At 54.5% G+C, this 13,410-nt stretch carries 3 protein-coding genes, 4 tRNA genes and 6 rRNA genes (1 of these 13 cut by a window edge); all 13 read right to left on the reverse strand.

Annotation, left to right across the window (positions count from 1 at the left end; genetic code table 11):
- Positions 1–162: 162 nt before the first annotated feature.
- A complete protein-coding gene (locus ACKI1H_RS31130; protein WP_440467323.1) occupies positions 163–2,463 on the reverse strand; it encodes an MlaD family protein in 2,301 nt (766 codons plus the stop codon).
- Positions 2,456–3,076: a paraquat-inducible protein A gene (locus ACKI1H_RS31135; RefSeq protein ID WP_138526715.1), complete on the reverse strand. Its 621-nt coding sequence runs from the start codon at positions 3,074–3,076 to the stop codon at positions 2,456–2,458. The genes ACKI1H_RS31130 and ACKI1H_RS31135 overlap by 8 nt, the downstream gene beginning before the upstream one ends.
- Positions 3,063–3,719, reverse strand: a complete 657-nt coding sequence (locus ACKI1H_RS31140) for a paraquat-inducible protein A (RefSeq protein WP_138526714.1) — start codon at positions 3,717–3,719, stop codon at positions 3,063–3,065. The genes ACKI1H_RS31135 and ACKI1H_RS31140 overlap by 14 nt, the downstream gene beginning before the upstream one ends.
- Before the next feature lie 192 nt (positions 3,720–3,911).
- Positions 3,912–4,027, reverse strand: a 5S ribosomal RNA gene (gene rrf, locus ACKI1H_RS31145).
- 134 nt (positions 4,028–4,161) lie between these two features.
- Positions 4,162–7,053 (reverse strand): 23S ribosomal RNA (locus ACKI1H_RS31150).
- 229 nt (positions 7,054–7,282) lie between these two features.
- Positions 7,283–7,358 (reverse strand) — tRNA-Ala (locus tag ACKI1H_RS31155).
- A gap of 28 nt (positions 7,359–7,386) precedes the next feature.
- A tRNA-Ile gene (locus ACKI1H_RS31160) sits at positions 7,387–7,463 on the reverse strand.
- Between the two features lie 64 nt (positions 7,464–7,527).
- Positions 7,528–9,064, reverse strand: a 16S ribosomal RNA gene (locus ACKI1H_RS31165).
- Positions 9,065–9,446: 382 nt separating this feature from the next.
- Positions 9,447–9,562 (reverse strand): 5S ribosomal RNA (gene rrf / locus ACKI1H_RS31170).
- Positions 9,563–9,696: 134 nt separating this feature from the next.
- A 23S ribosomal RNA gene (locus tag ACKI1H_RS31175) occupies positions 9,697–12,588 on the reverse strand.
- A 229-nt stretch (positions 12,589–12,817) separates the two neighbouring features.
- Positions 12,818–12,893 (reverse strand) — tRNA-Ala (locus ACKI1H_RS31180).
- 28 nt (positions 12,894–12,921) lie between these two features.
- Positions 12,922–12,998 (reverse strand) — tRNA-Ile (locus tag ACKI1H_RS31185).
- 64 nt (positions 12,999–13,062) lie between these two features.
- Positions 13,063–13,410 (reverse strand): 16S ribosomal RNA (locus ACKI1H_RS31190); it runs 1,189 nt beyond the window's last position.
- The 16S, 23S and 5S rRNA genes sit together here with 4 tRNA genes alongside, the layout of an rRNA operon.

The raw sequence follows: 13,410 nt of genomic DNA on the forward strand, positions 1-13,410 counted from the left end.
TCGTAGGATGGGTGGAGCTTGCGATGCCCATGCAGCCTCGAGCGGCGACGCTGATGGGTATTGCTGCGCTCCAGGCCACCCTGCAGACGTTGCTCGCGCATCCACCGAGCCCGTGGAATGAAAAAGGCCGCTAATGCGGCCCTTTTCCTGTACAGCTGAAACTCAGTTCGCTTTGCCCAGTGGGATCTTCGGCGCCCAGTCCAGCCACTTCTCGTCGTACTCGTCGAACAGCGCGAAGGTCTGCCCCGACCTGGCCGCCGACCCCATCTCGTCGTTGTTCGGGGTCGCAAAGGCAACGCCGCCGGAAAGGATGGTCTCCATCGATTCCGTCCGCACCTTCACCCCTTTGAACAGGCCGGCGTCCACACCCACACCACTGGTGTTCCAGAAGCGGCTGCCCGTGCGCACCAACCCTGCATAACGCGGCTCGATGAGGATATGGATCAACACACGGTCGGCCGTCTCACCCAGTTCGAAGGACGTCACCTTGCCGACCTGCACTTCACGGTAGGTCACCGGTACACCCGCCTTGAGCGAACCGCGGCGGGAGGCACTCAGGGTCAGGCGCAGGCCGTCGGCGTCCAGCAGTCGGTTGGGCTCGCTGCCCAGCAGGCTGAAGCTGGTCTGTGCCTGGCCAGTCTTGGGCGCCGGCAATACTTCGATGTACTGGCCGCTAACGATGGTGCTCAGGTTGGACACTCCGGAGAGCCCTACCTGCGGGCCTACCACCCAGAAGCGCGTGCCCTGGCGTGCGATGCGATCTGCGCCACGGGTAAGACGAGCCTTCAGTTGTACGGTCTGCAGGTCCTTGCTCAGCTCGACCTGCTCGACGCGGCCCACTTCTAGGCCCTTGTAGCGCAGGGCCGTGCCCTCCTTCAGCCCATCCGCGGTGTCGGCGCGCAACTCGATCATCTGGCCCTTGAGGTGCGCATCGTCCTCACTGTCGAACAGCGCGAAGCGGCGCACCTTGGTGATCGGGGCAGCCTTGGGGTCAGGCGTATCGAAGGCGATACCGCCGGCGATCAGCGTCTGCAGCGATTCGCTCTTCAGCTTGATGCCGTCCAGGCCGCCGCTGATAGTGACGCCGCTGATATTCCAGAAGCGCGACGAGGTGTTCACCAGCTTGGCGTACTCCGGCTCGATGTGAACACCGATGACCAGACGCGACGGATCACGACGAGAAAGCTGGTAGCTCTGCACGCTGCCGACCTTCATCTGGCGATAGAGGATCGGCGTGCCGACTTCCAGCGAACCCAGCTGATCCGTGGTCAGCACCAGGTGCAGGCCTGGCGCGTCGAGGTTCAAGGGTGGCGCTTTCGGACGAATGACGAAGTCCCGGGTTGGCTCGCCCCCACTGGCAAAGCGCACGCTCAGATAGTTGCCCTTTACCAGCGCTTCGAGCCCGGTGATGCCCGCCAGCGAGATGCTCGGCTTGACCATCCAGAACTCGGTCTTGCTGTTGAGGAAATCCTCGGTGCGCGGGTCCATGGATAGCGTGGCGGTGGCGCCATTGAAGTCCTTGTCCATGTCGATGCTCTTCACCGTGCCGACCTGCACACCGTTGTACATCACCGGAGTGCTGCCGGGGGTCAGGCCGCTGACGTCACTGACCTTCACCTTGACGCTGAGGCCAGCCTGGGCGGCGTCGAAGTCTTCATAGAGACGGAAGGGCTTGGTCGGGTCGGTTGGCGGGCTATCCGGGTAGTTCTCCGGCGTGGCGAAGGCGATACCACCAGCAGCAATACTGGCCAATGATTCGGTACGCAGCTTCAGGCCACTGAGACTGCCGGACAGGGTGATGCCACTGGCGTTCCAGAAGCGTGTGTGCTTGCGCACCAGATTGGCGTAGGCCGGCTCGATGTGGACCTTCACTTCGATGGTCTTCTGGTCTTCCGCCAGACGATAGCTCTTCACCTGGCCAACCTGGATCTGCCGGTAATAGATCGGGCTGCCCTGCTCGAGCGAACCCAGGCGCTCGGCTTTCAATGTCAGGTGCAGCCCCGGCAGCGAGTCCGACAGTGGCGGCGGCTCCTTCAGTGCGACAAAGTTCTTTTCCTGCTCGCCCTTCACCGGATCGATGGCGATGTAGTTGCCTGAAACCAGGGTCTCCAGGCCGGTAACACCAGCGATCGAAACACGCGGTTTGACCAGCCAGAAGCGCGTGCCCTTGCTCAGGTACTCGGCGGCCTCCTTGCGCATCTCCACGCTCGCCGTTACGCCCAGGGTGGGCTTGTTCACGTGCAGGTCGACCACCTTGCCAACGCCGATCCCCTTGAAGATCACTTCGGTCTTGTTGGCCTGGATACCCTCGCCGCTCTCGAACTGGATGTTGATCACGATCCCCGCCTGGTCATAGGCGCGCCAGGCCAGCCAGGCACCAATGGCCAACGCGATCAGCGGCAGGATCCAGATAGCCGACCAGTTGGTGGTCTTGCGCATCTTGGGTTTGGGGAGATCACTCATCGTCGTTTTCCGCGTCCGTGTTATCCCAGATCAGCCGGGGATCGAAAGTAACAGCTGCCAGCATGGTGAGGACTACCACGCAGGCAAAAGCAGCCGCACCAAGGTTCGCCTCGATACTGGCCAGGTTGCCAAAGTTCACCAGCGTCACCAGGATCGCGATGACGAAGATGTCGAGCATCGACCAACGACCGATCCACTCGATGAAGCGGTACATGATGATGCGCTGCTTGGCCGACATCGGCTGGTGCCGTTGCACCGAATAGAGCAGCAGGGCAATGCCCACGAGCTTGAAGGTGGGCACCAGAATGCTGGCGATGAACACCACTGCCGCGACCGGCAGCATGTCCGCATTGATCAACTCGACCACGCCTTCCATGATGGTGGCAGGCATGCCGTTGCCCAGGAAGTTCACCGTCATGATCGGCAGCAGGTTCGCCGGGATGTAGAGCACGGCGGCGGTAATCAGCAATGCCCAGGTACGGGTGATGCTGTTCGGACGGCGGTCGTGCACCACCGCGCCACAACGACTGCAATGGGTCTCGTCCTCTTCGTCCCGGCGATTGAGCTGATGGCATTCGCCACAGACCAGGATATCGGCATCAATGGCCCGCATCGTCGAACTCCCCGGCCAATTCGCCCCAGACCTGATGGTGGGACATCGTCACCTCCAGCCACACCTGCGTAAACAGCAGGGCCACAAAGCAGGCCAGACCGATGCTGACATGCAGCTCCGCCATATCGATCAGTTTGACGATAGCGACGATGATGCCCATCAGGTACACCTCCAGCATCCCCCACTCGCGCAAGTGCTGGTAACCGCGCAGTAACAGCATGCCGTGCTCGCGCAGCACCTTAAAGCGAATGGTCACCAGCACGAACAGCTGGCAGAGCAGCTTGGCCAGCGGGATCACCATGCTGCACAGGAACACCAGGATGGCGACGCCGGCCATGTTCGAGTGGTACAAGCCAATAACACCGCTCCAGACGGTATCCATACTCGTCTGGCCCAGGATGGTGATGTGCATGATCGGCAGGAAATTCGCCGGTATGTACAGAAACAGCGCCGTCAGCACCAGCGCCAGGGCGCGGCGAACCATATGGGGACGATGGATTTCCAGCTCATATCCGCAACGCGGACAGACGGATCGATGCCCCAGGGGAACGGGCTCGCGGCGCATCAGCAGGTCGCACTCATGGCAAGCCATCAGCTCATCCAGAGGCAGATCCTGCAAGGTTTGTCCTTCAATATCGGCCATATAGGCACTCAGGGAAAATTTGACGCTATTGTAGACGACGCGACCGCCTCTCCGGTGCCGGAAACTTGCCTCAAATATCGTCGAGAAACCTGCCCGCAATACCGCTTGGCCAGACCTGCAGCGGCGTCCTTTTTTGCGCCATAAAAGCAAAACCCCCGGCCAGCGAAGCTGACCAGGGGTTTTGGGATAGGAGCTTGACGATGACCTACTCTCACATGGAGAAACTCCACACTACCATCGGCGATGCGTCGTTTCACTACTGAGTTCGGGATGGGATCAGGTGGTTCCAACGCTCTATGGTCGTCAAGCAATTCTTTATGGATGCTCGTGGCAGATGCACACGCTCATCCAGATTCGGGTATGTGACAGGTATTTGCGGTTCACACGAACTTTCGGTTCGTTACGTCTTCACCGTACAACACACAAATTGTTTGGGTGTTATATGGTCAAGCCTCACGGGCAATTAGTATCGGTTAGCTCAACGCCTCACAGCGCTTACACACCCGACCTATCAACGTCGTAGTCTTCGACGGCCCTTTAGGGGAATCAAGTTCCCAGTGAGATCTCATCTTGAGGCTAGTTTCCCGCTTAGATGCTTTCAGCGGTTATCTATTCCGAACATAGCTACCCGGCAATGCCACTGGCGTGACAACCGGAACACCAGAGGTTCGTCCACTCCGGTCCTCTCGTACTAGGAGCAGCCCCTCTCAAATCTCAAACGTCCACGGCAGATAGGGACCGAACTGTCTCACGACGTTCTAAACCCAGCTCGCGTACCACTTTAAATGGCGAACAGCCATACCCTTGGGACCGGCTTCAGCCCCAGGATGTGATGAGCCGACATCGAGGTGCCAAACACCGCCGTCGATATGAACTCTTGGGCGGTATCAGCCTGTTATCCCCGGAGTACCTTTTATCCGTTGAGCGATGGCCCTTCCATACAGAACCACCGGATCACTAAGACCTACTTTCGTACCTGCTCGACGTGTCTGTCTCGCAGTCAAGCGCGCTTTTGCCTTTATACTCTACGACCGATTTCCGACCGGTCTGAGCGCACCTTCGTACTCCTCCGTTACTCTTTAGGAGGAGACCGCCCCAGTCAAACTGCCCACCATACACTGTCCTCGATCCGGATAACGGACCAGAGTTAGAACCTCAAGCATGCCAGGGTGGTATTTCAAGGATGGCTCCACGCAGACTGGCGTCCACGCTTCAAAGCCTCCCACCTATCCTACACAAGCAGGCTCAAAGTCCAGTGCAAAGCTACAGTAAAGGTTCACGGGGTCTTTCCGTCTAGCCGCGGATACACTGCATCTTCACAGCGATTTCAATTTCACTGAGTCTCGGGTGGAGACAGCGCCGCCATCGTTACGCCATTCGTGCAGGTCGGAACTTACCCGACAAGGAATTTCGCTACCTTAGGACCGTTATAGTTACGGCCGCCGTTTACCGGGGCTTCGATCAAGAGCTTCGCTTTCGCTAACCCCATCAATTAACCTTCCGGCACCGGGCAGGCGTCACACCCTATACGTCCACTTTCGTGTTTGCAGAGTGCTGTGTTTTTAATAAACAGTCGCAGCGGCCTGGTATCTTCGACCGGCATGGGCTTACGTAGTAAATACTTCACCCTCGCCGGCGCACCTTCTCCCGAAGTTACGGTGCCATTTTGCCTAGTTCCTTCACCCGAGTTCTCTCAAGCGCCTTGGTATTCTCTACCCAACCACCTGTGTCGGTTTGGGGTACGGTTCCTAGTTACCTGAAGCTTAGAAGCTTTTCCTGGAAGCATGGCATCAACCACTTCATCATCTAAAAGATGACTCGTCATCAGCTCTCGGCATTAAGACCCCGGATTTACCTAAGATCTCTGCCTACCACCTTAAACTTGGACAACCAACGCCAAGCTGGCCTAGCCTTCTCCGTCCCTCCATCGCAGTAACTAGAAGTACAGGAATATTAACCTGTTTCCCATCGACTACGCTCTTCAGCCTCGCCTTAGGGACCGACTAACCCTGCGTCGATTAACGTTGCGCAGGAACCCTTGGTCTTTCGGCGTGGGAGTTTTTCACTCCCATTGTCGTTACTCATGTCAGCATTCGCACTTCTGATACCTCCAGCAAGCTTCTCAACTCACCTTCACAGGCTTACAGAACGCTCCTCTACCGCGCATCTTGCGATGCACCCGTAGCTTCGGTGTATGGTTTGAGCCCCGTTACATCTTCCGCGCAGGCCGACTCGACTAGTGAGCTATTACGCTTTCTTTAAAGGGTGGCTGCTTCTAAGCCAACCTCCTAGCTGTCTAAGCCTTCCCACATCGTTTACCACTTAACCATAACTTTGGGACCTTAGCTGACGGTCTGGGTTGTTTCCCTTTTCACGACGGACGTTAGCACCCGCCGTGTGTCTCCCACGCTGACACTTCCAGGTATTCGGAGTTTGCATCGGTTTGGTAAGTCGGGATGACCCCCTAGCCGAAACAGTGCTCTACCCCCTGGAGTGATACGTGAGGCGCTACCTAAATAGCTTTCGAGGAGAACCAGCTATCTCCGAGCTTGATTAGCCTTTCACTCCGATCCACAAGTCATCCCCTACCTTTTCAACGGGAGTGGGTTCGGTCCTCCAGTCAGTGTTACCTAACCTTCAACCTGCTCATGGATAGATCGCCCGGTTTCGGGTCTATACCCAGCGACTAAAACGCCCTATTAAGACTCGCTTTCGCTACGCCTTCCCTATACGGTTAAGCTCGCCACTGAATATAAGTCGCTGACCCATTATACAAAAGGTACGCAGTCACCTAACAAAGTAGGCTCCCACTGCTTGTACGCATACGGTTTCAGGTTCTATTTCACTCCCCTCTCCGGGGTTCTTTTCGCCTTTCCCTCACGGTACTGGTTCACTATCGGTCAGTCAGTAGTATTTAGCCTTGGAGGATGGTCCCCCCATATTCAGACAAAGTTTCTCGTGCTCCGTCCTACTCGATTTCACTTCAAAGAACCTTTCACATACGGGGCTATCACCCACTATGGCCGCACTTTCCAGAGCGTTCTGTTAGATTCAAAGAAGCTTAAGGGCTAATCCCCGTTCGCTCGCCACTACTAAGGGAATCTCGGTTGATTTCTTTTCCTCAGGGTACTTAGATGTTTCAGTTCCCCTGGTTCGCCTCTTACACCTATGTATTCAGTGCAAGATACCCAGGTTATCCCGGGTGGGTTTCCCCATTCAGAGATCTCCGGATCAAAGTCTGTTTGCCGACTCCCCGAAGCTTATCGCAGGCTACCACGTCTTTCATCGCCTCTGACTGCCAAGGCATCCACCGTATGCGCTTCTTCACTTGACCATATAACCCCAAGCAATCTGGTTATTGTCTCGAACGTGAAGACGACATTCGCCGAAAATTCGCGCTTGAACTCGCAAATTTTACCTTGACTTGAATAATCACCAGTGAAAGAGATTATTCAGTCTACTTCTATCACATACCCAAATTTTTAAAGAACAGTTCTGGCACAAAGACCAGACATCAATGTTCGTTCAACCTGAACATTCATGTCTGAGCTTTCGACGATTAATGGTGGAGCCAAGGAGGATCGAACTCCTGACCTCCTGCGTGCAAAGCAGGCGCTCTCCCAGCTGAGCTATGGCCCCATTCGGATCAGCAGCACACCACAACAATTGGTGGGTCTGGGCAGATTCGAACTGCCGACCTCACCCTTATCAGGGGTGCGCTCTAACCAACTGAGCTACAGACCCAATCGTCTAACCAGTGAATCAAGCAATTCGTGTGGGAGCTTATGAAGAAGCTGAGATCTTCGATTAAGGAGGTGATCCAGCCGCAGGTTCCCCTACGGCTACCTTGTTACGACTTCACCCCAGTCATGAATCACTCCGTGGTAACCGTCCCCCTTGCGGTTAGACTAGCTACTTCTGGAGCAACCCACTCCCATGGTGTGACGGGCGGTGTGTACAAGGCCCGGGAACGTATTCACCGTGACATTCTGATTCACGATTACTAGCGATTCCGACTTCACGCAGTCGAGTTGCAGACTGCGATCCGGACTACGATCGGTTTTATGGGATTAGCTCCACCTCGCGGCTTGGCAACCCTCTGTACCGACCATTGTAGCACGTGTGTAGCCCTGGCCGTAAGGGCCATGATGACTTGACGTCATCCCCACCTTCCTCCGGTTTGTCACCGGCAGTCTCCTTAGAGTGCCCACCATAACGTGCTGGTAACTAAGGACAAGGGTTGCGCTCGTTACGGGACTTAACCCAACATCTCACGACACGAGCTGACGACAGCCATGCAGCACCTGTGTTCCGATTCCCGAAGGCACCCTCGCATCTCTGCAAGGTTCCGGACATGTCAAGGCCAGGTAAGGTTCTTCGCGTTGCTTCGAATTAAACCACATGCTCCACCGCTTGTGCGGGCCCCCGTCAATTCATTTGAGTTTTAACCTTGCGGCCGTACTCCCCAGGCGGTCGACTTATCGCGTTAGCTGCGCCACTAAGATCTCAAGGATCCCAACGGCTAGTCGACATCGTTTACGGCGTGGACTACCAGGGTATCTAATCCTGTTTGCTCCCCACGCTTTCGCACCTCAGTGTCAGTATCAGTCCAGGTGGTCGCCTTCGCCACTGGTGTTCCTTCCTATATCTACGCATTTCACCGCTACACAGGAAATTCCACCACCCTCTACCGTACTCTAGTCAGGCAGTTATGGATGCAGTTCCCAGGTTGAGCCCGGGGATTTCACATCCATCTTACCAAACCACCTACGCGCGCTTTACGCCCAGTAATTCCGATTAACGCTTGCACCCTTCGTATTACCGCGGCTGCTGGCACGAAGTTAGCCGGTGCTTATTCTGTTGGTAACGTCAAAACAGCAAGGTATTAACTTACTGCCCTTCCTCCCAACTTAAAGTGCTTTACAATCCGAAGACCTTCTTCACACACGCGGCATGGCTGGATCAGGCTTTCGCCCATTGTCCAATATTCCCCACTGCTGCCTCCCGTAGGAGTCTGGACCGTGTCTCAGTTCCAGTGTGACTGATCATCCTCTCAGACCAGTTACGGATCGTCGCCTTGGTAGGCCTTTACCCCACCAACTAGCTAATCCGACCTAGGCTCATCTGATAGCGCAAGGCCCGAAGGTCCCCTGCTTTCTCCCGTAGGACGTATGCGGTATTAGCGTTCCTTTCGAAACGTTGTCCCCCACTACCAGGCAGATTCCTAGGCATTACTCACCCGTCCGCCGCTGAATCCGGGAGCAAGCTCCCATCATCCGCTCGACTTGCATGTGTTAGGCCTGCCGCCAGCGTTCAATCTGAGCCATGATCAAACTCTTCAGTTCAATACTGCTTGGGTTTTGAGAAAACCCTAAACTTGGCTCAGCAATCGCATGCTCTATTTAAAGAGCTAAAACTCTCGAATTCACGAGTGTTACTTGCGTTGCTGATAATCAGTCGATCATCAGTCTTACATCACAAGCACCCACACGAATTGCTTGATTCAACTTGTTAAAGAGCAGTTGGTTAAGGCTTTCGTCTCAACCGAGGCGCGAATTCTACGCTAACCTCATCTTTCGTCAAGCTTTATTTTTCGAAAATTTCTTTTCTACTCAATCGCTTGGTTTCGGAGAGTCGCAACCCTCGTCAGCGGCAAGCACAAATCATGTGCTTACACTAATAGGCAAAGCCCCGGACAGCGAAGCTGACCGGGGCTTTGGGATAGGAGCTTGACGATGACCTACTCTCACATGGAGAAACTCCACACTACCATCGGCGATGCGTCGTTTCACTACTGAGTTCGGGATGGGATCAGGTGGTTCCAACGCTCTATGGTCGTCAAGCAATTCTTTATGGATGCTCGTGGCAGATGCACACGCTCATCCAGATTCGGGTATGTGACAGGTATTTGCGGTTCACACGAACTTTCGGTTCGTTACGTCTTCACCGTACAACACACAAATTGTTTGGGTGTTATATGGTCAAGCCTCACGGGCAATTAGTATCGGTTAGCTCAACGCCTCACAGCGCTTACACACCCGACCTATCAACGTCGTAGTCTTCGACGGCCCTTTAGGGGAATCAAGTTCCCAGTGAGATCTCATCTTGAGGCTAGTTTCCCGCTTAGATGCTTTCAGCGGTTATCTATTCCGAACATAGCTACCCGGCAATGCCACTGGCGTGACAACCGGAACACCAGAGGTTCGTCCACTCCGGTCCTCTCGTACTAGGAGCAGCCCCTCTCAAATCTCAAACGTCCACGGCAGATAGGGACCGAACTGTCTCACGACGTTCTAAACCCAGCTCGCGTACCACTTTAAATGGCGAACAGCCATACCCTTGGGACCGGCTTCAGCCCCAGGATGTGATGAGCCGACATCGAGGTGCCAAACACCGCCGTCGATATGAACTCTTGGGCGGTATCAGCCTGTTATCCCCGGAGTACCTTTTATCCGTTGAGCGATGGCCCTTCCATACAGAACCACCGGATCACTAAGACCTACTTTCGTACCTGCTCGACGTGTCTGTCTCGCAGTCAAGCGCGCTTTTGCCTTTATACTCTACGACCGATTTCCGACCGGTCTGAGCGCACCTTCGTACTCCTCCGTTACTCTTTAGGAGGAGACCGCCCCAGTCAAACTGCCCACCATACACTGTCCTCGATCCGGATAACGGACCAGAGTTAGAACCTCAAGCATGCCAGGGTGGTATTTCAAGGATGGCTCCACGCAGACTGGCGTCCACGCTTCAAAGCCTCCCACCTATCCTACACAAGCAGGCTCAAAGTCCAGTGCAAAGCTACAGTAAAGGTTCACGGGGTCTTTCCGTCTAGCCGCGGATACACTGCATCTTCACAGCGATTTCAATTTCACTGAGTCTCGGGTGGAGACAGCGCCGCCATCGTTACGCCATTCGTGCAGGTCGGAACTTACCCGACAAGGAATTTCGCTACCTTAGGACCGTTATAGTTACGGCCGCCGTTTACCGGGGCTTCGATCAAGAGCTTCGCTTTCGCTAACCCCATCAATTAACCTTCCGGCACCGGGCAGGCGTCACACCCTATACGTCCACTTTCGTGTTTGCAGAGTGCTGTGTTTTTAATAAACAGTCGCAGCGGCCTGGTATCTTCGACCGGCATGGGCTTACGTAGTAAATACTTCACCCTCGCCGGCGCACCTTCTCCCGAAGTTACGGTGCCATTTTGCCTAGTTCCTTCACCCGAGTTCTCTCAAGCGCCTTGGTATTCTCTACCCAACCACCTGTGTCGGTTTGGGGTACGGTTCCTAGTTACCTGAAGCTTAGAAGCTTTTCCTGGAAGCATGGCATCAACCACTTCATCATCTAAAAGATGACTCGTCATCAGCTCTCGGCATTAAGACCCCGGATTTACCTAAGATCTCTGCCTACCACCTTAAACTTGGACAACCAACGCCAAGCTGGCCTAGCCTTCTCCGTCCCTCCATCGCAGTAACTAGAAGTACAGGAATATTAACCTGTTTCCCATCGACTACGCTCTTCAGCCTCGCCTTAGGGACCGACTAACCCTGCGTCGATTAACGTTGCGCAGGAACCCTTGGTCTTTCGGCGTGGGAGTTTTTCACTCCCATTGTCGTTACTCATGTCAGCATTCGCACTTCTGATACCTCCAGCAAGCTTCTCAACTCACCTTCACAGGCTTACAGAACGCTCCTCTACCGCGCATCTTGCGATGCACCCGTAGCTTCGGTGTATGGTTTGAGCCCCGTTACATCTTCCGCGCAGGCCGACTCGACTAGTGAGCTATTACGCTTTCTTTAAAGGGTGGCTGCTTCTAAGCCAACCTCCTAGCTGTCTAAGCCTTCCCACATCGTTTACCACTTAACCATAACTTTGGGACCTTAGCTGACGGTCTGGGTTGTTTCCCTTTTCACGACGGACGTTAGCACCCGCCGTGTGTCTCCCACGCTGACACTTCCAGGTATTCGGAGTTTGCATCGGTTTGGTAAGTCGGGATGACCCCCTAGCCGAAACAGTGCTCTACCCCCTGGAGTGATACGTGAGGCGCTACCTAAATAGCTTTCGAGGAGAACCAGCTATCTCCGAGCTTGATTAGCCTTTCACTCCGATCCACAAGTCATCCCCTACCTTTTCAACGGGAGTGGGTTCGGTCCTCCAGTCAGTGTTACCTAACCTTCAACCTGCTCATGGATAGATCGCCCGGTTTCGGGTCTATACCCAGCGACTAAAACGCCCTATTAAGACTCGCTTTCGCTACGCCTTCCCTATACGGTTAAGCTCGCCACTGAATATAAGTCGCTGACCCATTATACAAAAGGTACGCAGTCACCTAACAAAGTAGGCTCCCACTGCTTGTACGCATACGGTTTCAGGTTCTATTTCACTCCCCTCTCCGGGGTTCTTTTCGCCTTTCCCTCACGGTACTGGTTCACTATCGGTCAGTCAGTAGTATTTAGCCTTGGAGGATGGTCCCCCCATATTCAGACAAAGTTTCTCGTGCTCCGTCCTACTCGATTTCACTTCAAAGAACCTTTCACATACGGGGCTATCACCCACTATGGCCGCACTTTCCAGAGCGTTCTGTTAGATTCAAAGAAGCTTAAGGGCTAATCCCCGTTCGCTCGCCACTACTAAGGGAATCTCGGTTGATTTCTTTTCCTCAGGGTACTTAGATGTTTCAGTTCCCCTGGTTCGCCTCTTACACCTATGTATTCAGTGCAAGATACCCAGGTTATCCCGGGTGGGTTTCCCCATTCAGAGATCTCCGGATCAAAGTCTGTTTGCCGACTCCCCGAAGCTTATCGCAGGCTACCACGTCTTTCATCGCCTCTGACTGCCAAGGCATCCACCGTATGCGCTTCTTCACTTGACCATATAACCCCAAGCAATCTGGTTATTGTCTCGAACGTGAAGACGACATTCGCCGAAAATTCGCGCTTGAACTCGCAAATTTTACCTTGACTTGAATAATCACCAGTGAAAGAGATTATTCAGTCTACTTCTATCACATACCCAAATTTTTAAAGAACAGTTCTGGCACAAAGACCAGACATCAATGTTCGTTCAACCTGAACATTCATGTCTGAGCTTTCGACGATTAATGGTGGAGCCAAGGAGGATCGAACTCCTGACCTCCTGCGTGCAAAGCAGGCGCTCTCCCAGCTGAGCTATGGCCCCATTCGGATCAGCAGCACACCACAACAATTGGTGGGTCTGGGCAGATTCGAACTGCCGACCTCACCCTTATCAGGGGTGCGCTCTAACCAACTGAGCTACAGACCCAATCGTCTAACCAGTGAATCAAGCAATTCGTGTGGGAGCTTATGAAGAAGCTGAGATCTTCGATTAAGGAGGTGATCCAGCCGCAGGTTCCCCTACGGCTACCTTGTTACGACTTCACCCCAGTCATGAATCACTCCGTGGTAACCGTCCCCCTTGCGGTTAGACTAGCTACTTCTGGAGCAACCCACTCCCATGGTGTGACGGGCGGTGTGTACAAGGCCCGGGAACGTATTCACCGTGACATTCTGATTCACGATTACTAGCGATTCCGACTTCACGCAGTCGAGTTGCAGACTGCGATCCGGACTACGATCGGTTTTATGGGATTAGCTCCACCTCGCGGCTTGGCAACCCTCTGTACCGACCATTGTAGCACGTGTGTAGCCCTGGCCGTAAGGGCCATGATGACTTG

The sequence above is a fragment of the Pseudomonas sp. YH-1 genome (assembly GCF_051990045.1).
In the GTDB taxonomy this organism is placed as follows: domain Bacteria; phylum Pseudomonadota; class Gammaproteobacteria; order Pseudomonadales; family Pseudomonadaceae; genus Pseudomonas; species Pseudomonas nicosulfuronedens.

Coding starts and splice junctions, on each gene's coding strand:
- ACKI1H_RS31130 (WP_440467323.1), bottom strand. CDS start 2,463: ATGAGTGATCTCCCCAAACCCAAGATGCGCAAGACCACCAACTGGTCG.
- ACKI1H_RS31135 (WP_138526715.1), bottom strand. CDS start 3,076: ATGCGGGCCATTGATGCCGATATCCTGGTCTGTGGCGAATGCCATCAG.
- ACKI1H_RS31140 (WP_138526714.1), bottom strand. CDS start 3,719: ATGGCCGATATTGAAGGACAAACCTTGCAGGATCTGCCTCTGGATGAG.